This is a genomic window from Elioraea sp., assembly GCF_022842375.1.
Classification (GTDB): Bacteria; Pseudomonadota; Alphaproteobacteria; order Acetobacterales; family Acetobacteraceae; genus Elioraea_A.
Genome location: NZ_JALHPR010000003.1, coordinates 144,824 through 163,251 on the forward strand (window position 1 = coordinate 144,824; position 18,428 = coordinate 163,251).

An 18,428-nucleotide genomic window follows, 5' to 3' on the forward strand; every position below is an offset into this window, starting at 1 on the left:
TCCCATCACGCAACTCAGGCAGCGACCAGCGCCGGCTGGGCCGCGGCGAGCGCCTGGTCGAGGTCGCCCAGGATGTCGTCGATGTCCTCGAGCCCGACGGAAAGGCGCACATAGCCCTCCGTCACGCCGGTGCGCAGTTGTGCCTCGGGGTCGAGCTGGCTGTGCGTCGTGCTCGCGGGGTGAATCGCGAGGCTGCGCGCATCGCCGATGTTGGCCACGTGGTAGAGGAGTTTCAGCCCATCGATGAAGGCGCGGCCCGCCGCCATGCCGCCCTTCAGCTCGAAGCCGACGAGCCCGCCGAAGCCGCCTTCGAGATACGCCATGGCCTTCATCGCCTGCCGGCCCTCGAACAGGCCCGGGTACACGACGCGTGCGACCGCCGGGTGGGAGGCGAGCCAGCCGGCAACGAGGGCAGCGTTCGCGCAGTGCCGCTCCATGCGCAACGACAGCGTCTCGAGGCCCTGGAGGAACAGCCAGGCGTTGAACGGGCTCATCGCGGCACCGCCGTCACGCAGCATCGTGACGCGCGCCTTGATGATGTAGGCGACGGGCCCGATCGGCTTCACCGCCTCCGTCCACACCGCACCGTGGTACGAGGGATCGGGCGTGGTGAGCATGGGGAAGCGCGCGGCGTGCTTCTCCCAGTCGAACGCGCCGCTGTCGACGATCAGGCCGCCGATCGCGGTGCCGTGGCCGCCGATGTATTTCGTTGCCGAATACACCACGATATGGGCGCCATGCGCGAAAGGCCGGCACAGCAGCGGGGCCGCGGTATTGTCCATGATCAGCGGCACGCCGAGGGCGTTGCCGATCGCCGCCACCTCGGCGATGGGGAACACCTGAAGCTTCGGATTCGGCAGCGTCTCGGCATAGTAGGCGCGCGTCCGCGTATCGGTCGCGCGGCGGAAGTTCTCGGGGTCCGACGGGTCGACGAAGCGGCAGGTGATGCCCATCGTCGCGAGCGTGTTGGCGAGCAGGTTCCACGACCCGCCGTAGAGATCCGTCGAGGCGACGATGTTGTCGCCGGCGGAGGCGATGTTCTGGATCGCGATCAGCGTCGCCGCCTGGCCGGAGGCAACGGCCAGTGCCGCTGCACCGCCCTCCATCGCGGCGACCCGCTTCTCGAGCACGTCCGTCGTCGGGTTCATCACGCGGGTGTAGATGTTCCCGAACTGCTTGAGCGCGAACAGGTCGGCCGCATGCGCGGTGCTGTCGAACTGGTACGACGTCGTCATGTGCAGCGGCACGGCCACGGCGTTCGTGGCGGGGTCGGCCCTGTGGCCGGCGTGCAAGAGGGCGGTCGCGGTTTTCATCCCAGGCTCTCCTTCGTCATGCCGCGCCGGGACGGTGCGGCCGTGGGGAGACCCTACGGAGAGGCGGGTGTTGAGACTTTCAGGGAAGCTTGTGGGCGGCTTGAGATTACCGTGAGACGTGCCGCGCCCGCGGGCATCAGGCTGAAACGAATCTCCGGCGTGCGGCGGCGAGGCCTGCAATGCCACCGACCAGGAGCAGCCAGGTGGCAGGCTCCGGCACCGGCACGGGCGGCGGCGTTGGCGGGGCGATGGAGGTGAGCGAGAAGCTCGCGATGTCGAACCCGTCGAGATTGGCGCCCCGGGTCGGCGACACGTCGAGCAGGCGGAGCGAGTTGAAGCTGCCGTCGAGCACGGTGAGCGTGAACCCGGTCGCAGCCCCGGGCGTGGTGAGGGCGAGGGTGGCGACGGTCGGGTTCACGTTGGTGACGGTCGAGCCGAGCTCCTGGTTCAGCAGGTCGCCGATCTCGATCCAGCCGCCGAGGTCGTTGCCGAGGAAGAGGCGCGCCCGTTCCTTGTGGCCGGAGCCGAGGTTGGTGAGCTCGAACGTGCTCGCCCCGGTGATGCTGTTCTCCTCCGGCGCGATCAGGAAGGCGATGCTGCCGCCGAGGCCGAGGGAGAGCATGGTCGAGTTGGTGGCGTCGAACATGTTGCCGAGCACGCGGCGGCCTGCGGCAACTTGGCCGAGGGTGCTGTTGATGCCGGGCGTATAGACGATGGAGGCGAAGGAGGCCTCGCTGTCGTGCAGGATTGGCGCCGCGACAGCAAGCGATGCGTGAAGGAAGCCACCCACGGTCGCACTGACGAAAACCTGTGCTCGGAACATGCGATGGTGCCCTTGAACGTTTTCTGTAATTCTAGACGAAGCCCATGATGCCACAGGCCACCCTCACGACAAAGTCGTATTATTTGGACGTCGTCTGCACCGAACGACCCGACCTCGCCTCGACGCATGCCGGGTGTCCCATCGCTACATGTGCTTCCACAGCACCAGCCAGTCATGCAGCCGCGGTGCCCAGGCGCTCATGCGGTACTGGCGGTAATACATCCCATCCTGCACGCGGAACACGCAGTCGGGGTCCTCGTCGACGCCGGCCATCGGGTCCATCGCACACATCCAGATGGCGTCGACCCCGTAGACGACGACGGTGTGCCACCAACCGCCAGGCCACTTGCTGTAGCTGAGCACGACATGGCTCTTGGAGAGGGCCGCGCCCAGATAGGCGATCGAGAGCGTGTCGCGGCTGATCGTTCCCTCGTCCTGGGTTGGCGAAGTGCGGCGGGCCCGCTTTTCCTTGTCGCGGTTCACCTGGTCGCTCATCAACCGAAACTCGCTGTTGAGGAAGCCGTGCGTCCGCGCGCGTGACCGGCGGCCCATCTTGAGGCCACCGGCACGTGGGCCGGTGAGGTTGACGCAGTTGTGCCCCCTCATGCGGCGGCCGACGTCGTCAGCCGTCCGGTCGGGGACGCCGGCGGTCGCCCGCGTGAACGACGAGATCGCCGATTTCCAACAGGTCTCGTAGGAGTCCTGCGGGTCCCAGGGCGGCCGCATGCGCCACGTGCCCATCGCCTAGACCCTTCCTTGTTGCCCGATATGGCAGACATTATCATTTCGATATCGTAATAGCAAGGCGAAGCGCCGTGCGACTGCAACAACCCTAGGTTGTGGCGCCTCGGGCACCCAAGCCGCTTGCCGGGCTTGGTCGCTGAACCGTCATCCGCTAGAACGCTTCAGCAGCGGGCGGCAGAGACCGCCCCGCGAACCTTGGGGAGATTTCATCGATGCGAGCTGTCCTTCTGGCCGCCACGGCGGCCGTTGGCGTGTTCATCGCCGCGGGCGCGGCTGATGCGCGCACCGTCCGCTGGTCCGCCAGCGGCGATCCCAACACCATGGATCCGCATTCGCAGAACCTCGGCACCGTCACGAAGGTGCTGAGCCAGATCTACGAGCCGCTGATCATGCGCGACGCCGCGCTGGCGCTGGAGCCGGGGCTGGCCACCGCCTGGCGCCAGGTCGAGCCGAACCGCTGGCGGTTCGAGCTCCGCCGCGGCATCAAGTTCCACGACGGGGCCGATTTCAACGCCGACGACGTGGTGTTCAGCATCACCCGCGCGCTCGCGCCCACCTCGAACTACGGCATCTTCGTCGACACCGTGGGCCAGGCCGTGAAGGTCGATGACTTCACCGTCGATATCGTGACCAAGGTGCCCGATCCGATCCTGCCGTCCAAGATCGCCTCGCTCTACATGATGGACAAGGAGTGGTCGGAGAGGAACAACGTCACCGCGCCGCAGAACACGCGTGCGCGCGAGGAGACGTTCACGGTGCGCAACACCAACGGCACCGGGCCGTTCCGCCTGTCGGTGCGCGAGCCCGACGTGCGCACGGTGATGGTGCGCAACGATGCCTGGTGGGGCTGGGCCGACACGGCGAAGAACACCAGCAACGTCACCGAGATCATCTATCGCCCGATCACCTCTGACGCGACGCGCGTCGCGGCCCTGCTCTCGGGCGAGGTCGACTTCGTGCTCGACCCGCCGCTGCAGGACCTCGAGCGGCTGAAGCGCGCGCCGAACATCTCGGTGCTGGAAGGGCCGGAAATCCGCACGATCTTCTTTGCCTTCGACATGCACCGCGACGAGCTTCTCTACTCGTCGGTGAAGGGCAAGAACCCGTTCAAGGACCTCCGCGTCCGCCAGGCGCTCTACCACGCGATCGACATCGAGGCGATCCGCACCCGCGTGATGCGCGGCCAGGCGATCGTGACCGGAACGTTCTTCCCGTCGCAGGTGAACGGCTACGCGAAGGAGGAGGATGTCCGCCTTCCCTTCAACGCCGACCGTGCCCGTGCGCTGCTCGCCGAGGCCGGCTATCCGCAGGGCTTCGAGGTCACGCTCGACTGCCCGAACAACCGCTACATCAACGACGAGGCGATCTGCCAGGCGGTGGCGGCGATGTGGACGCGCATCGGCGTGCGCACCAACCTCAACGCCATGCCGCTGGCGAACTTCTTCCCCAAGATCCAGCGCGAGGACACCTCCCTCTACCTCCTCGGCTGGGGCGTGCCGACGCTGGACGCGCTGTACTCGTTCCAGTCGCTGCTCGCCACGCGCGATGGCGCGCAGGGCAACGGCATCTGGAACTACGGGCGCTACTCGAACGCACGGATGGATGAGCTCGTGACCGCGATGAAGAACGAGCTCGACCCCGCCAGGCGCAACGCCGCGATCCGTGAGGCGCTGAAGATGTACCGCGAGGACGTGCCGCACATCCCCATGCACCACCAGATGATCCCCTGGGCCGTGCGGTCGAACATCACCATGCCGCACCAGCCGAACAACCAGCCGCAATTCCGTTTCGTTCGCGTCAACTGACACAACCATAAGCGAAGGACGCCCCGCGTGGAGCCATCCCGGCACCACGCGGGGCGGTGACCCGCCCATGTTCGCCTTCATCGTCTCGCGGCTGTTCCAGGCCCTGCCCGTGATGTTCACGGTTAGCCTCATCAGCTTCGCCATGTTCGCCTATGTGGGCGACCCGGTGGCGATCATGCTCGGGCAGGACTACACCGAGGCGCAGCGTGCGGCGCTGATCCAGGACCTCGGCCTCGACCAGCCCTTCTTCGTGCAGTTCTTCGCGTTCCTCGGCAACGCCATCCAGGGCGAGTTCGGCCTCTCCTACCGCCTCGCCCGGCCGGTGTCGGACCTGATCCTCGAACGCGCGCCCGCGACGCTCGAGCTCTCCTTCACCGCGGCGTTCCTGGCGCTGGCGGTCGGCGTGCCGATGGGCGTCTACACCGGCCTCTATCGCGAGAGCTGGCTGTCGCGCTTCTTCCTCACCATCTCGCTGATCGGCGTGTCGTTGCCGACCTTCCTGATCGGCATCCTGCTGATCCTGTTCTTCGCCGTGATCCTCGGCATCCTTCCCTCCTTCGGACGCGGCGACACGGTGATGCTCGGCTGGTGGAGCACGGGGTTCCTCACCACCTCGGGCCTGAAGGCGCTGATCCTGCCCTCGATCACGCTCGGGCTGTTCCAGATGACGCTGATCATGCGGCTTGTGCGCGCCGAGATGCTCGAGGTGCTGCGGACCGACTACATCAAGTTTGCCCGCGCGCGCGGGCTTTCCAACCGCGCCGTCCATTTCGGCCATGCGCTCAAGAACACGCTCGTTCCCGTCATCACCATCACCGGGCTGCAGCTTGGCGCGATCATCGCGTTCGCGATCGTGACGGAGACGGTGTTCCAGTGGCCGGGAATGGGGCTGCTGTTCATCCAGGCCGTGTCGAACGCCGACATCCCGATCATGGCGGCCTACCTGATGATGATCGCGCTGCTCTTCGTCATCATCAACCTGGTGGTCGACCTGCTCTACTACCTCGTCGATCCGCGGCTGCGCGGCTCTCTGTCGGGGAGCGCGCGCTGACATGGACGCCGCACGCACGATGGGCCCGATCGGCCGCTTCCTCGACAGCGACATCTGGTACAGCTTCAAGCGCTCGCCGCTCACCGTCGGCTCCGCCGTCGTCGCGCTGTCGATGATCACCGCCGCGGTGTTGGCGCCGCTGATCGCGCCGCACAACCCGTTCGACCTCGCGACCCTGAACCTGATGGATGCCTTCAACCCGCCCGCCTGGGTGGAAGGCGGCAACCCGGACTTCCTGCTCGGCACCGACGATCAGGGCCGCGACGTGCTCTCCACCATCATGCACGGCGCGCGGATCTCGCTGTTCGTCGGCTTCTGCTCGGTCATCTTCGCGCTCGTGCTCGGCGTGACCATGGGGCTGGTCGCTGGCTTTGTCGGCGGCACGACCGATGCGGTGCTGATGCGCATCGCCGACATCAAGCTCACTTTCCCCGCCATCCTCGTGGCGCTGCTGGTCGATGGCCTCGTGCGCGCCGCCCTGCCGCGCGAGCTGCATGACCGCATCGCCATCTGGGTCGTGATCTTCGCCATCGGCATCTCGAACTGGGTGCAGTACGCGCGCACCGTGCGCGGCTCGACGCTGGTCGAGAAGAACAAGGAATACGTGATGGCGGCCCGCGTCATCGGGCTGTCCTCCACGCGCATCATGGTCAGCCACGTGCTGCCGAACGTGATGGGGCCGGTCCTGGTGATCGCCACGCTGAACCTCGGCTTCGCGATCCTCGCCGAGGCGACGCTGTCGTTCCTCGGCGTCGGCGTGCCGCCGACGCAGCCCTCGCTCGGCACGCTGATCCGGATCGGCAACGACTTCCTGTTCTCCGGCGAATGGTGGATCACGGTGTTCCCCGGCATCACGCTCGCACTCATGGTGCTGTCGGTGAACCTGCTCGGCGATTGGCTGCGCGACGCGCTGAACCCGCGCCTGCGCTGAGGAGACGATGACGATGCCGCTTCTCGAGGTCCGCAACCTCCGCGTCGAGTTCCCCACACGGCGGGGCATCCTCACCGCCGTCGATGATGTTTCCTTCTCGATCGACGAGGGCGAGGTGCTCGGCGTCGTCGGCGAGAGCGGGGCGGGCAAGTCGATCACCGGCACCGCCATCATCCGCCTGATCGAGCCGCCAGGCCGCATCGCCGGCGGCGAGGTGCTTCTGTCGGGCCGCAGGATCGACAACCTCGCGGCCGAGGACATGCGCCATGTGCGCGGCAAGCAGATCGGCGCGATCTTCCAGGACCCGTTGACCACCCTGAACCCGCTCTACTCCATCGGCCGCCAGCTCGCCGAGACGATGCAGGCGCATCTCGGCCTGTCGGACCGTGATGCACGGGCGCGTGCGATCAAGTGGCTCGAGGACGTGGGCATCCCCGGCGCCGCGCAGCGGATCGATGCGTACCCGCACCAGTTTTCCGGGGGCATGCGCCAGCGCGTGGTGATCGCCCTTGCCCTCTGCGCCGAGCCCAAGCTCGTGATCGCCGATGAGCCGACGACGGCGCTCGATGTGTCGATCCAGGCGCAGGTGATCGCACTGTTGAAGCGCCTCTGCCGCGAGCACGGCACGTCGATCATGCTCGTCACCCACGACATGGGCGTGATCGCCGAGACGGCCGATCGGGTCGCGGTGATGTATGCCGGGCGCATCGCCGAGATCGGCCCGGTGCGCGACGTGGTGAAGGGCGCGCGCCACCCCTACACGGAAGGGCTGATGGGTTCGATCCCGTCGCTGGCGCACAAGGTCGAGCGGCTGCGCCAGATCGACGGCTCGATGCCGCGGCTGACCGACATTCCCCGTGGCTGCGCCTTCAACCCGCGCTGCACCAAGGTGTTCGACCGTTGCCTCATCGAAAGGCCTGACCTGATGGCGACCGATGGCGCCTCGCGCGCCGCCTGCTGGCTCTATGCCGGACCGAAGGAGGCGCGCGATGCCGCTTGATGCCCCCCACTCCTCGTCCGCCGCCACGACCCGGCCGCTGCTCGAGGTCGATGACCTCGCGCGTGACTTCGATGTCTCAAAGCCCCTGCTGTTCCGCCTGTTGCAGGGGGAGAAGAAGCGCATCCTGAAGGCCGTCGCCGGCGTCAGCTTCGCCATCCCGAAGGGCACCACGCTCTCGCTCGTCGGCGAAAGCGGCTGCGGCAAGACGACCGTCGCGCGCCTCGTCGTCGGCCTCTACGCGCCGACGCGCGGTTCCATCCGCATCGACGGCACCGACATGGCCACGCTGACCTCGCGCGCCGCGCAGGCGCCGGTGCGGCGGCGGATGCAGATGATCTTCCAGGATCCCTACGCCAGCCTGAACCCGCGCTGGCGCGTCGGCGACATCATCGCCGAACCGATCCGCGCCTTCGGGCTGCTGAACGATGCGCGTGCGATCGCCGACAGGGTTGGGGAACTGCTCACGCAGGTCGGGCTGTCGCCGAAGGACCGCACGAAGTTCCCGCACGAATTCTCCGGCGGCCAGCGCCAGCGCATCTCGATCGCGCGCGCGCTGTCCTCCAACCCCGAGTTCCTGGTGTGCGACGAGCCGACATCCGCGCTCGACGTCTCGGTGCAGGCGCAGATCCTGAACCTGATGAAGGACCTGCAGCAGCGCCTCGGCCTCACCTACCTTTTCATCAGCCACAACCTCGCCGTCGTGCGGCACATGTCAGACCGCATCGGCGTGATGTATCTCGGCAAGATCGTCGAGCTTGCCCCCGGCGAGACGCTCTTCGCCACACCGAAGCATCCCTACACGCGGCTCCTGCTCGAGGCGATCCCGGACCTCGACATGACCGGCCGGGCCCGCACCCCCGTTGGTGGCGAGGTGCCCTCGCCCATCAGCCCGCCCTCGGGCTGCGCCTTCCACCCGCGCTGTCCCTTCGCGAATGATCGCTGCAAGGCAGAGGCGCCGAAGCTGGTCACGCGCGGGCCAGCGCAGGTCGCGTGCCATGCGGTCGAGGAAGGGCGCATCGCGGCGTGACACCGCGCGGCCGCTGACTGGGGCAGCGGACGACTCGCCCGAACCACGGATAGTCAGACCACGTTGGTCGGCCCACGTGTCCGTTGATGCAGCACCTGGCGCCGGCCGAACGCCGCAGCCGGTGCAAACAGCGCCAGCATGGTCAGCACCAGCGCGCCACCCGAAGGTTCCGGGATCACACGGGCGACGATGATCGCCTGGTTGATCGGCACGTCCGGAGGGCCGGATGTCGGGTCCCAGCCCGGGGGGCCGACGAGCGCACGGAAGACAACCGCGTTGCTCTCGTAATCGACGCCCTGGTGGAAGATCGGTCCGAGATAGCCGTCCGGAAGGAACGGTGAGTAGCCGTAGTAGGCAAGCCCCGTCTCGCCCAGCAGGTCGCCGAGGCCGACGAGCTTCACCGGCACGGCAACCGGCACGCCTGCGGGCTGGCCCAGGGTCGTGTAGATCGCAGGGTCGGGCGAGCCGGCCTGCCCACCGTAGGCGAGCAATCCGAGATCGAGCGCCGGCCACATGTCCGGCAGCGGACCGTTGATCTCGACGCCGCCTCCTGCCGCCGGCACGTAGTAGAGCTGGCCCGTGTAGGGGCCTCCAAAAGCAGGCGCCGTGCGTGCGCTGAACGCGAGGTTGCCGGCGCTGATCGTCGGGCTGAAGCCGTAGGACGTGTCGCTGCCCGGTGGGCCGAAACTGGTCCGATCGGCACGGACGGCAATGATCCCGGACGCATCGGCGACGAAGATGCCCTGGTTCGTCGGCCCCGGCGCGGTGCTGGCACCGTTGAAGGCGACAACGCCGTTGCTGATCGTCGGATAGGTGGACAGGCCGTAGAAGGTGCCGGTATTGCCAGGCACAGGCGTATTCATGTTGGCCACCAGCGTCACATCGGGAGGATTGCCGGACGTGGGCACACGCGCCCTGTAGATCCCCTCGTTTCCGGCGCCGTCGAGGCCGCTGAACACCACCTCGCCATCCGCCATGAAGGGTGGGTTGAACTGCGTGAAGGTGCCGCTTCCCCGTGGCGCGGGAGTGGCCGTGTCAGCCAGTGCAGCGACAGTGTAGCCAGCACCGCCGAATACCGGCGTCGCGATATAGATGCCGGTCCGTTCGCTGCCGTCCGGCATCTGGCCGGTGCCGACGAATGCGACACGCCCGCCATCGACCGAGGGCACGCCGAGAAACCCGAGGAACGGCGCGCCGCCGCCAGCTGGCATGGGTGTCACCCCTGCCTGCGCGACCAGTTGGCTTGCGCCAGTGGCAGCCTCTGCGGCCATCACGCGCGTGTAGATCGGCATCGGCGGAGGGAACGGCGGCAAGTCGCCCGCGGCGGTGCTGAGATAGGTGACGACGCCGCCATTGATCGACGGCGCAGACACCTCCGTCTGCGCTCCGCCGAGCGGGCTGATGATCGAGAACTCGATCCGTGCGGCGATCGCTGGCGAAGGCGCGGCGACCACCAATGCCCCCAGCGCAACAAGAACGGCCAAGGGCGCCCTGGGCCTGCGTGATGTCTGGCGCTCGCTGTGCACGGCAGTTCCCCCGAACAGGATAGGCAACCATCGCAACGTCTGCGACCCGACGCCCTGATCGAGATCAACGGCGGGCCGGGGCCGGGGACAAGGCCAGCCTCTCGCGACTGACCGCGCGTTAACCCATCGCCGCTAGCGTGCGACGCTCCGAACCACGCGGCATTGAGGGCGGGCGATGGCATTCGACGGCTTGGCAGCGGGCGAGGCAACGGTGGTGGCGATGGCCCGCCACCTCGACGGCCTGTCGTCGGAGGTGGCCGACATCGCCGGCGCTGTGGCAGAGGTGCAGGCCCGGGTCGCCGCCGCGGCCACGGAAGCGGAGACCCTGGCCACCACGGCCGGCAGGCTCGGCGCCGCCGCCGATCGTGCCGCCGATGCCGGGCGTGATGCCGCCGCGGCCGTCGCCGCCGCCCGTCATGACGCTGACGCCGCGGTCACCGCGGGCCGCGAGGCGTCGGACAGGATCGCCACGCTGGCCGAAGGCATCGCCGACACAGCGGCGAGCCTCGCGGCACTCGACCAGGCGCTCGCCCGCGTCCGGCGCGTGGCCGGCGGCATCGCCGTGATCGCTGGCCAGACCAACCTGCTCGCGCTGAACGCCACGATCGAGGCGGCACGCGCCGGCGAGGCGGGGCGCGGCTTCGCCGTGGTCGCCAAGGAGGTGAAGGACCTCGCCGGCAACACCCGCCAGGCAACGGCGGAGATCGAGCAGACCGTCGCGGCACTCGACCAGGTGGTCGCTGGCCTGCGCGCGGCCTCGACGCGCCATGCGCACGAGGCGGAGGAGGCGGGCACGGGTGCGGCGCGGATCGCCCACAGCCTCGGCGCTCTCGAGGCCCGCTTCTCCACCCTCGGTGCCGGAGCGTCGGAGACCGGCGCTGCGGCAGAGGAGGCGCGCGGCGGGGCAGGCACTGTCGCGGCCGCGGCCGAGGCGACCGCCCATGGCGCCTCGGTGTCAGCCGCCTCGCTCGGCGAAGCCAGCCGCCGCCTCGACAGGCTGCGCGACCTCGCCGAGGAGGCGATGGGGCTCGCGCTCGGCTCAGGCGCAGAGACGCCCGACAGCCCGATGATCCGCGCGGTCACCACGGCAGCGGGCGAGATCGCCGCACTGTTCGAGGCCGCCGTGGCCGACGGGCGCATCACTCTCGAGGCACTGTTCGACGACACCTACGTACCGGTCCCGGGCAGCAACCCGGCCCAGGTGATGACGCGCTTCACCGCACTCACCGATGCGCTGCTGCCCCAAGTGCAGGAGCGCCTGCTCGCCCTCGACCCCCGCGTGGTGTTCTGCGCCGCGGTCGACCGCAACGGCTACCTCCCGACCCACAACCGGGCATTCAGCAAGCCGCAGGGCAACGATCCTGTCTGGAACGCCGCGAACTGCCGCAACCGGCGCATGTTCAACGACCGCACCGGCCTCGCCGCGGGCCGGAACACCCGGCCGCATCTGCTGCAGACCTACCGCCGCGACATGGGCGGGGGGAAGTTCGTGCTGATGAAGGACGCCTCCGCCCCCATCACCGTCCGTGGCCGGCACTGGGGCGGGCTTCGCCTCGCCTATCGCAGCGGCTGACGCAGCGAGGGCTGGCCGCGTGCCACGGGCCGCATCGCGGCCTGAGGGCAGCGCCGAAGGGTTGTGTGAACCATATGACATGCGCGCGCTCGTTGCTTAACTTGTCCCCTGCGCGGCATGATTCTGGAGGCAGGCGGTGACGATCTGGCGGACGAAATCCAACAGCGCCCCCTCCGGCGACCCCGCGATCCACGTGAAGTACAGCGGCCTCTGGCTCTCGAGCGACCGGAAGGACCAGGCGACCGATGCCGTCTCCCGCGCCCGCTACATGGTCACCTATGTCGCGGCGGTCGTGAGCTCGCTCCCCTCCGCCCAGGCCTCGGGCGCGGTGCAGGACTACGGCGAGTACTATTTCCAGACGGGCGGCGGCCTCGGGCAGGCGGAGCTCGACATCATCCGCCCGGTGCTCGTTCTCATCCAGAACGGGCTCACCCAGGCCACGAACGTGAAGGTGATCAGCGGCCGCGACGGCACGGCTGGCTACGTGAACCCGCACGCGTCACTCAAGAAGATGCGCTGGACAACGGGCACCAAGATGCGCGACCGCAAGGGCAATCTCGTCACCCAGCGCACCGTCCATCGCGGCGACATCCACATCAGCGCGCGCCGGCTCAGGCAGGGCATCTGGCTTGCGGCCAAGACCATCATCCACGAGGCCTCGCACAAATTCGCCTCCACCGCCGATTTCGGCAAGCGCGGCTACACCGACGACGACAGCGGCCTGTTCTGGGCAGCCGGGCTCACGGCCGACGAGGCGCTGAACAACGCCGAGAGCTATGCCCGCTTCGTGCTCCACGTGTTCGACGACGAGTGCGGCTGGTAGGCCCGATCGCGGCACGCCTCGCCTATCGCGGCGGCAGCTGACCCGGTCCCTGGTTGCGGCAGGACTGGAACCGCAGGTCGCCCAGCCGCGCATCGATGCCTGAGCCGGTGTCGTCGCCATCGGCGCTGATCGCGAGCTCGGTCACGAAGCCCGTCGGCGCGATGCCGAAGGCGGCCCGGAAATGTCCCGACAACGGCACCTCATGCTCGAACCACGCGCCGGTCGCGGTGCCGGCCGGGTGAAGCACCAGCGCGCGGCCGACGCCGCCTGTCTGCGGCGCGCGCGTCCACGGCTGTTCCTTGCCCGTGCCGCCATGGACGTAGAGCAGGATGAACCCCGGCACCATGCGCGGGCCTGACAGCAACCCCGCCATGCCGAGCAGGTAGCGCTGCAGCAGGTCCATCCGCTCGGCGTCGGCCTCGAAGCCGACCCAGAGGGAGAGGCCGAGGTCGCCGCCGCTGCCGCGGGAGAGGTTGGTCGGCGGCGGGCCGGCATCGACGCGCCAGCGCCAGGCGAGGCAGGTGTCCGGCCCCACCGGGACGCGCATCGGCTGGTAGGCGATGGCCACCCCGCCCTGGCCGCGGATGCGGAGGGCAGTCTCGCCATCCTGCTCGACGATGAGCGGCGTGCGGCCGGCGAGGGTGATGCTGCGCCAGCCCTCCGAGGCGAGCGCCTGGTCGACCGCCGCCGATGCCCCCCCGGGAAGGGCAGCAAGACCCAGCAGGAGGGCGATGAGCCGGCACCGTGCCATGAGGGCATTCTAGCCCGCTCGGCGCACGCCCGGTATGGTCGCGTGCGAACACGTCACCGGGGGACAGCCACGCCATGGCCGAGATCACGATCAGCGCGACCGACGGGTCAGGCGGCTTCTTCGCCCATGTCGCGATGCCGAAGGGAACGCCAGCGGGGGCCGTCGTCGTCATCCAGGAGATCTTCGGGGTGAGCGACAGCATCAAGGCGATCGCCGCCGGGGTGGCTGACCAGGGGTTCATCGCGATCGCGCCCGACCTCTTCTGGCGCATCGAGCCCCGCGTGAACCTGACTGACCGCACCCAGGCCGAGTGGGACAAGGCCTTCGCGCTGTTCAACGCCTTCGATCAGGAGAAGGGCCTCGAGGACCTGAAGGCCACGCTGGCCACCGCCCGCACGCTCCCTGGCGCCAACGGCCGGGCCGGCACGATGGGGTTCTGCCTTGGTGGGCGGATGGCGGCGATGATGGCGCTGAAATCAGACGCTGACTGCAACGTCTCCTACTACGGCGTCGGGCTGGAGGGGCTGTTCGCGGAGGGCGCGTCGGGCGTGACGAAGCCGTTCCTCGTGCACATCGCCGAGAACGACAAATTCGTGCCGAAGGCCGCGCAGGGCACCACGCTGGCCGCCCTCGCCCCAAACCCGGTCGTCGAGGCGCATGTGTACCCGCGCGTCGACCATGCCTTCGCCCGCGTCGATGGCCAGCACTGGGACGGGCGCGCCGCCGCCATCGCCAATGGCCGCACCGCTGCCTTCCTCGCCCGCTGGCTTGGCTGAGCGTCAGGCGAGCGCGAACAGGTCGGCATCCGGATCGGGCAGGCCGAGGACGGCGCGCTGCAGCATCTGCGCCGCGATCATGCTGTAGGTGATCCCGTTGCCACCGAAGCCGAGCACGGCGTAGAGCCCCTTCGCACCCGGCACCGGGCCGATCGCCGGCAGGCCGCTGGCACTCTGCCCGAACGCCCCGGCCCAGGCGAACTCCGCCTCGGTGTCAACGCCTGGCAGTAGCGCGCGCAGCTTCGCGGCGATCCGGGCAGTCTTCGCCGGGATCAGCGCATCGCGCGCATCGCTGTCGGAAAACGCCTCGTCCTCGCCACCCGCGACAATCCGCCCATCCGACGTCGTCCGCGCATAGATGTAGGGGTCGGCCGCCTCCCAGATCAGGCAGCGGGATGGCCAGAGGGCGCGCGGCTGGGGCTTTGTCGCGATCGCAAAGGTCGAGATGACCGTGTAGCCGCGTGGGCGCAGCATGGCGGAGAGTTCGTACCCGGTCGCGAGCACCACGTGCTTGGCGCGGATCGTCGCACCGCAGGCGGTGCCGAGCGTCACGCCACGACGGCCCGCGTCGATCGCGGTGATGTCGACGGGCGCATGCAGCAGCGCCCCCCGCGCCGCGGTTGAGCGCCAGAGGCCGCGCACGAGCTGTGCGGGGTCAACCTCGGCACCACCACGCGACCAGATCGCGCCGGGACGGTCGAGTGTCGTCAGCCGCCGCAATGCGTCGCGGTCGATGAAGGTGGAGCGGAGACCGATTCTCTCCCGCTCCTCCGCCTCATGGCGCAGCGCGCCGAGGTCAAGCATGTTGCCTGGCAGGTAGGCGCTCGGTCGTTCCTTGAAGGCGCAGCGGAGGCCGAGATCGGCGATGCGCCCGCGAAGCTGGTCGACCGCGGCGGCGGAGCGCCACCACGCGCGGGCAGCGCGGGCCTTGCCAATGCGCTGCCCGAGCTTCGTGAGCGGCTGGTCGATCTCGAACTGGAGCAGTGCGGTGCTCGCCGGTGTCGAGCCGCGGACGAACCCGCGCCGGTCGAACGCGGCAACGGTCTTGCCGGCCTGGAGAACGGCATCAGCCACGAGCGCCCCGCTCACACCCCCGCCGAGGATGGCGACATCGACCGTGAGCGTGCCATCGAGCGTGCGGCCAAGCTCGGCACCATTGCCGCGCCGCAGCCAGACAGGAACGCCGGTGCGAAGGTCGCGGCGCGTGGTCTCCTTGGCCGTTGCGGCCCCTGGGCGGTCTGGCATCGGATGGATCTCTCCACGGCGGTAACGGGGGCGGCGGATTGGGAACGGGGCTTGTGTGCGGAACGCGACACCATCGCCGTGGTTGCGGCGCGCGCCGCCCCTCAGGCCTTCTGGCCCTTGGACCGTGGCTGGGGCAGGATATGGTTGGAAAGGATCCGCCCCATGATGCCGCCCGTCCTCGCCCTCGATGCGCTTGCCGCCCGCGTGCCGGATGGCGCGATGGTGGCCCTGCCGCCCGACAACTCCCTCTGCCCGACGGAGCTCGTCCGCGCACTGATCCGCCGCGGCGTGCGGAACCTGCACATGCTCGGCGTTCCCGTCTCCGGCTTCGCGACCGACCTGCTGATCGGCGCCGGTGCGGTGGCGAAGCTGACGACGAGCGCCGTGACGCTGGGCGAGGCCGGCTTCGCGCCACGCTTCACCGCCGCGATGAAGGCGGGGTCGCTGCCGATCACCGACGCCACCTGCCCGGCGGTGCACACGGGGCTCCAGGCCGCCGAGAAGGGCGTTCCCTTCATGCCGCTGCGAGGCCTCATCGGCTCCGACCTCATCGCCGCGCGCAACGACTGGCGGGTGATCGACAACCCCTTCTCCGATACACCTGACCCCATCGTGCTGGTTCCCGCGATCATGCCCGATGTCGCGCTGATCCACGCCGTCTGCGCCGACCGTCGCGGCAATGTCTGGGTCGGCCGCAGGCGCGAGCTCGCCACCATCGCCCACGCCGCGCGCACCACGCTGGTGACGGTCGAGCATCTGGTCGATGGTGATCTCACCGAGGACGAGCACATGGCCCCGGGCACGATCGGCTCGCTCTATGTGTCCGCCGTCGCGGTCGCCGCGCGGGGGGCCTGGCCGCTCGGCCTGCTCGATCATTACGGCGCCGACCAGCCGCATCTCGACGCCTATGCCCGCGAGGCGCGGACGGACGAGGGGTTCGCCGCGTATCTCGCCGCCCACGTGCTGGCCCGGCGCGCCAAGGCCGCCGAATGAGCGCCGTGACGCCCGAGGAGAGGCTGGTCGCGGCGATCGCCGACCTGATCGCCGCCCCTCACCCGCACCCCGTGCGCCACGCGGCGGTGGGGGCGGCAAGCCCGATTCCTGCGCATGCGGTGATGCTCGCGGCCCATCGTGGTGCCGAGATCCGCCTGTCGCTGCTGCAACGCCGTGTCGGCAACCCGTTCACCGAGGGCACGCGCGAGCTGTTCGACCTCGCCGGCCAGGGACGGATCGACCTGTTCTTCCTGGGCGGCGTCGAGATCGACGGGGCGGCCAACATCAACCTGCTCGGCACCGGCGACCCGCCGGGCTCGCAGGCCAGGCTTCCCGGCAATTTCGGCGCGCCGTTCATGTACTTCACCATCCCCCGCACCATCCTGTTCCGCGAGGAGCACAGCCCGCGCGTGCTGGTGCCGAAGGTGGCCTACGTCACCGCCCCCGGAACCTCACCGCCCGGAACGTTCCGACGAGGCAACGCGCAGGCGCTGGTCACCGGCCGCTGCGTGTTCAGCTTCGATGCCGCCCGCGCGCGCTTCACCCTCGCCAGCCTGCATCCTGGCGAGACGGCCGAGAGCATCCGCGTCGCGACCGGCTTCGACTACGACGCGCCCGATGGAGTGCCAGAGACGCGCGGCCCATCGGCGAGCGACCTTGCCGCCCTGCGCGGTCCCATCCGAGCCGCGCTCGAGGACACCTACCCCAATTTCTGCGCCCGCGTGTTCGGCGCGAAAGCAGCCTGAGGAGAACGCATCATGCCCATGCCATCAGCAGGCGCCCTCGCAGGGCTGAAGGTGATCGACCTCACCCGCGTGCTCGGCGGTCCCTACTGCACCATGGTGCTGTCCGACCACGGCGCCGAGGTGATCAAGATCGAGCCGCCGCAGGGCGACGAGGTGCGCGACTGGGGCCCGCCGTTCCATAGCCATGAGGAAGGCGGGCGCGATGCCTCCTACTTCATCGGCGTGAACCGCAACAAGAAGTCGCTGGCCCTCGACCTCGCGCAACCCGAGGCGCGCGAAGTGCTGCTCACCCTGCTGCAGGGTGCCGACGTGCTGACGGAGAACTTCAAGCCCGGCACGATGGAGAAATGGGGGCTCGGGTACGACACGCTCTCGAAACGGTTTCCGCGCCTGATCCATTGCCGCGTCTCGGGCTTCGGCGCCGAAGGGCCGCTCGGCGGCTTCCCTGGCTACGACGCCATCGTGCAGGCGATGGTCGGGCTGATGAGCATCAACGGCACGCCAGACAGCGGGCCGACGCGGCTGGCCACACCCGTGGTCGATATCGGCACCGGCCTCTTCAGCGCCATCGCGATCCTGATGGCGGTGGTGGAGCGGCAGCGCTCCGGCCAGGGCCAGTTCATCGACATGACGCTGCATGATTGCGGCATGGCGCTGCTTCACCCGCACGCGGCCAACTACTTCCTCTCGGGCAAGCGGCCGGTGGCGACAGGCAACCCGCACCCGAACCTCGCGCCGTATGACAAGTACCGCACCGCGACCTGCGAGATCTTCATCGGCACCGGCAACGACGCGACGTTCCGGCGCATGTGCGTGCTGCTCGGCAACCCCGGCCTCGCCGATGATCCGCGCTTCCGCAGCAACGCGGACCGCATGGGCAACCGGGCCGAGCTCTCGGCCATCGTGCAGGAGATCGTGGCGGGCGAGGATGGCCACGCGCTGTGCTCGCGCCTGCTCGCCAACGGCCTGCCCGCAGGCCCCGTGCTGTTCTTCGACGAAGTGGCCGCAGCCCCGCACACGGCGGCGCGCGAGATGGTCGCCGAGATCGGCTGGTACAAGGGGCTGAATACGCCGATCAAGTTCGGCCGCACGCCAGGCGGGGCGCGGGCAGCACCACCGCGCTTCGGTGCCGATGGCGAGGCGGTGCTTGCTCGCCACGGCTTCACCGAGCAGGAGATCGCCGAGCTCAAGGCAGCGGGCGTTCTCGTGACGGAACGACGCGGCGGTGCGGCACCGAAGGCCCAGCCGAAGGCGGCCGAGTAGCCGCGGCGCGGCGCCGGAAGGTGCCGCGCGGGGAGAGG

17 protein-coding genes are annotated in these 18,428 nt (G+C 69.1%); 11 read left to right on the forward strand and 6 right to left on the reverse strand.

From position 1 onward, the window contains the following. Positions 1–14: 14 nt before the first annotated feature. The 3 genes from Q0C38_RS04045 to Q0C38_RS04055 all read right to left on the reverse strand — a co-directional run bounded on the left by Q0C38_RS04045 (position 15) and on the right by Q0C38_RS04055 (position 2,742). Positions 15–1,313 (reverse strand): O-acetylhomoserine aminocarboxypropyltransferase/cysteine synthase family protein, encoded by a 1,299-nt coding sequence (locus Q0C38_RS04045; RefSeq protein WP_291295776.1) that lies wholly within the window; start codon positions 1,311–1,313, stop codon positions 15–17. Between the two features lie 136 nt (positions 1,314–1,449). Then, positions 1,450–2,103 (reverse strand): PEP-CTERM sorting domain-containing protein, encoded by a 654-nt coding sequence (locus Q0C38_RS04050; RefSeq protein ID WP_291295777.1) that lies wholly within the window; start codon positions 2,101–2,103, stop codon positions 1,450–1,452. A gap of 177 nt (positions 2,104–2,280) precedes the next feature. Further along, positions 2,281–2,742: a hypothetical protein gene (locus tag Q0C38_RS04055; protein ID WP_291295778.1), complete on the reverse strand. Its 462-nt coding sequence runs from the start codon at positions 2,740–2,742 to the stop codon at positions 2,281–2,283. 350 nt (positions 2,743–3,092) lie between these two features. On the opposite strand from Q0C38_RS04055, the gene Q0C38_RS04060 reads away from it, so the two are divergent. The 5 genes from Q0C38_RS04060 to Q0C38_RS04080 all read left to right on the forward strand — a co-directional run bounded on the left by Q0C38_RS04060 (position 3,093) and on the right by Q0C38_RS04080 (position 8,694). Next, positions 3,093–4,685, forward strand: a complete 1,593-nt coding sequence (locus Q0C38_RS04060; RefSeq protein ID WP_291295779.1) for an ABC transporter substrate-binding protein — start codon at positions 3,093–3,095, stop codon at positions 4,683–4,685. Between the two features lie 67 nt (positions 4,686–4,752). Continuing rightward, positions 4,753–5,736, forward strand: coding sequence for an ABC transporter permease (locus tag Q0C38_RS04065; RefSeq protein ID WP_291295780.1), 984 nt, complete (start codon positions 4,753–4,755; stop codon positions 5,734–5,736). Between the two features lies 1 nt (position 5,737). Continuing rightward, the gene (locus Q0C38_RS04070) at positions 5,738–6,667 is read left to right on the forward strand and encodes an ABC transporter permease (protein WP_291295781.1); all 930 of its coding nucleotides are present in this window, start codon (positions 5,738–5,740) and stop codon (positions 6,665–6,667) included. 13 nt (positions 6,668–6,680) lie between these two features. Then, the gene (locus tag Q0C38_RS04075) at positions 6,681–7,667 is read left to right on the forward strand and encodes an ABC transporter ATP-binding protein (protein ID WP_291295782.1); all 987 of its coding nucleotides are present in this window, start codon (positions 6,681–6,683) and stop codon (positions 7,665–7,667) included. Further along, positions 7,657–8,694 (forward strand): ABC transporter ATP-binding protein, encoded by a 1,038-nt coding sequence (locus Q0C38_RS04080; protein ID WP_291295783.1) that lies wholly within the window; start codon positions 7,657–7,659, stop codon positions 8,692–8,694. Before Q0C38_RS04075 ends, Q0C38_RS04080 begins: the two co-directional genes overlap by 11 nt. A gap of 53 nt (positions 8,695–8,747) precedes the next feature. On the opposite strand, the gene Q0C38_RS04085 is transcribed toward Q0C38_RS04080, so the two are convergent. Continuing rightward, complete coding sequence (locus Q0C38_RS04085; protein WP_291295784.1) at positions 8,748–10,148, reverse strand: hypothetical protein; 1,401 nt, start codon at positions 10,146–10,148, stop codon at positions 8,748–8,750. 247 nt (positions 10,149–10,395) lie between these two features. Between Q0C38_RS04085 and Q0C38_RS04090 the strand changes: the two genes are divergently transcribed. Together Q0C38_RS04090 and Q0C38_RS04095 are read left to right on the forward strand one after the other, a co-directional pair. Continuing rightward, positions 10,396–11,793: a methyl-accepting chemotaxis protein gene (locus Q0C38_RS04090; protein ID WP_291295785.1), complete on the forward strand. Its 1,398-nt coding sequence runs from the start codon at positions 10,396–10,398 to the stop codon at positions 11,791–11,793. A gap of 136 nt (positions 11,794–11,929) precedes the next feature. Further along, positions 11,930–12,616: a hypothetical protein gene (locus Q0C38_RS04095; RefSeq protein ID WP_291295786.1), complete on the forward strand. Its 687-nt coding sequence runs from the start codon at positions 11,930–11,932 to the stop codon at positions 12,614–12,616. Between the two features lie 22 nt (positions 12,617–12,638). Here the strand turns inward: Q0C38_RS04095 and Q0C38_RS04100 are convergent, their stop codons facing one another. Continuing rightward, on the reverse strand, positions 12,639–13,367 hold the full coding sequence (locus Q0C38_RS04100) for a DUF3047 domain-containing protein (RefSeq protein WP_291295787.1): 729 nt from the start codon (positions 13,365–13,367) through the stop codon (positions 12,639–12,641). 74 nt (positions 13,368–13,441) lie between these two features. Here Q0C38_RS04100 and Q0C38_RS04105 point away from each other — a divergent pair, with 74 nt between their 5' ends. Beyond that, positions 13,442–14,143 carry a dienelactone hydrolase family protein gene (locus Q0C38_RS04105; RefSeq protein ID WP_291295788.1) on the forward strand — a complete coding sequence of 234 codons (702 nt, stop codon included), beginning with the start codon at positions 13,442–13,444 and terminating at the stop codon, positions 14,141–14,143. A gap of 3 nt (positions 14,144–14,146) precedes the next feature. Here Q0C38_RS04105 and Q0C38_RS04110 read toward each other — a convergent pair whose 3' ends face one another. Beyond that, the gene (locus Q0C38_RS04110; RefSeq protein ID WP_291295789.1) at positions 14,147–15,388 is read right to left on the reverse strand and encodes an FAD-binding oxidoreductase; all 1,242 of its coding nucleotides are present in this window, start codon (positions 15,386–15,388) and stop codon (positions 14,147–14,149) included. Between the two features lie 162 nt (positions 15,389–15,550). On the opposite strand from Q0C38_RS04110, the gene Q0C38_RS04115 reads away from it, so the two are divergent. From Q0C38_RS04115 to Q0C38_RS04125, 3 genes are read left to right on the forward strand one after another with little or no spacing between them, the layout of a single operon-like run. Next, positions 15,551–16,381 carry a CoA transferase subunit A gene (locus tag Q0C38_RS04115; RefSeq protein ID WP_291295790.1) on the forward strand — a complete coding sequence of 277 codons (831 nt, stop codon included), beginning with the start codon at positions 15,551–15,553 and terminating at the stop codon, positions 16,379–16,381. Further along, complete coding sequence (locus Q0C38_RS04120) at positions 16,378–17,127, forward strand: CoA-transferase (RefSeq protein WP_291295791.1); 750 nt, start codon at positions 16,378–16,380, stop codon at positions 17,125–17,127. Before Q0C38_RS04115 ends, Q0C38_RS04120 begins: the two co-directional genes overlap by 4 nt. A gap of 12 nt (positions 17,128–17,139) precedes the next feature. Then, positions 17,140–18,390: a CaiB/BaiF CoA-transferase family protein gene (locus Q0C38_RS04125; protein WP_291295792.1), complete on the forward strand. Its 1,251-nt coding sequence runs from the start codon at positions 17,140–17,142 to the stop codon at positions 18,388–18,390. The last annotated feature ends 38 nt before the right edge of the window (positions 18,391–18,428 follow it).

What these genes read in the sequence shown, in the direction of transcription:
- Q0C38_RS04045 (WP_291295776.1), bottom strand. Translation starts at nt 1,313, where the DNA reads ATGAAAACCGCGACCGCCCTCTTGCACGCCGGCCACAGGGCCGACCCC.
- Q0C38_RS04055 (WP_291295778.1), bottom strand. Translation starts at nt 2,742, where the DNA reads ATGAGGGGGCACAACTGCGTCAACCTCACCGGCCCACGTGCCGGTGGC.
- Q0C38_RS04060 (WP_291295779.1), top strand. Translation starts at nt 3,093, where the DNA reads ATGCGAGCTGTCCTTCTGGCCGCCACGGCGGCCGTTGGCGTGTTCATC.
- Q0C38_RS04065 (WP_291295780.1), top strand. Translation starts at nt 4,753, where the DNA reads ATGTTCGCCTTCATCGTCTCGCGGCTGTTCCAGGCCCTGCCCGTGATG.
- Q0C38_RS04070 (WP_291295781.1), top strand. Translation starts at nt 5,738, where the DNA reads ATGGACGCCGCACGCACGATGGGCCCGATCGGCCGCTTCCTCGACAGC.
- Q0C38_RS04075 (WP_291295782.1), top strand. Translation starts at nt 6,681, where the DNA reads ATGCCGCTTCTCGAGGTCCGCAACCTCCGCGTCGAGTTCCCCACACGG.
- Q0C38_RS04080 (WP_291295783.1), top strand. Translation starts at nt 7,657, where the DNA reads ATGCCGCTTGATGCCCCCCACTCCTCGTCCGCCGCCACGACCCGGCCG.
- Q0C38_RS04090 (WP_291295785.1), top strand. Translation starts at nt 10,396, where the DNA reads ATGGCATTCGACGGCTTGGCAGCGGGCGAGGCAACGGTGGTGGCGATG.
- Q0C38_RS04100 (WP_291295787.1), bottom strand. Translation starts at nt 13,367, where the DNA reads ATGGCACGGTGCCGGCTCATCGCCCTCCTGCTGGGTCTTGCTGCCCTT.
- Q0C38_RS04105 (WP_291295788.1), top strand. Translation starts at nt 13,442, where the DNA reads ATGGCCGAGATCACGATCAGCGCGACCGACGGGTCAGGCGGCTTCTTC.
- Q0C38_RS04110 (WP_291295789.1), bottom strand. Translation starts at nt 15,388, where the DNA reads ATGCCAGACCGCCCAGGGGCCGCAACGGCCAAGGAGACCACGCGCCGC.
- Q0C38_RS04115 (WP_291295790.1), top strand. Translation starts at nt 15,551, where the DNA reads ATGATGCCGCCCGTCCTCGCCCTCGATGCGCTTGCCGCCCGCGTGCCG.
- Q0C38_RS04120 (WP_291295791.1), top strand. Translation starts at nt 16,378, where the DNA reads ATGAGCGCCGTGACGCCCGAGGAGAGGCTGGTCGCGGCGATCGCCGAC.
- Q0C38_RS04125 (WP_291295792.1), top strand. Translation starts at nt 17,140, where the DNA reads ATGCCCATGCCATCAGCAGGCGCCCTCGCAGGGCTGAAGGTGATCGAC.